Source organism: Aeromonas sp. ZOR0001, assembly GCF_000801015.1.
In the GTDB taxonomy this organism is placed as follows: domain Bacteria; phylum Pseudomonadota; class Gammaproteobacteria; order Enterobacterales; family Aeromonadaceae; genus Aeromonas; species Aeromonas veronii.
Genome location: NZ_JRJY01000047.1, coordinates 1 through 417, shown reverse-complemented (window position 1 = coordinate 417; position 417 = coordinate 1). Strand labels below are relative to the sequence as shown.

Genomic DNA, 417 nt, shown 5'->3' with positions numbered 1-417 from the left:
CGCCGCGTACTTTGCTCAGGAGTCACTGCCAAGTACGCGTGGATAGCCAACTAGCAGGACCGCTATCCCGTTTCCGTTATCTGTCGTGTGCTGGAGGTCTCTCGTGCGGGCTTCTACCACTGGCGCCAGCGTCCACCGTCACAGCGCCAACAAGAAGATGAACGACTCAAGGTCGCCATTCGGGCTGCTCACAACAAGACGCGCCAGACCTATGGCGAAGCGCGTTTACAAGCTGAGTTGGCCGCCGAAGGATTTTACGCCGGACGGGACCGGATTGGGCGATTGCGCCGTGAAATGGGGTTGTCTTGCAAACAAAAGCGCAAATTCAAGGCGACAACCCATTCTTCTCATTCCCTGCCGGTGGCGGAGAATCTCCTTGGTCAGGTCTTTGCGCCGACGAAGCCCAACGAAGTCTGG

Annotated in this window: 1 pseudogene; it reads left to right on the top strand. The window is 57.8% G+C overall.

The window, feature by feature from the left end:
- Positions 1–417: pseudogene (locus L972_RS06390) on the top strand (IS3 family transposase); the annotation flags it as partial.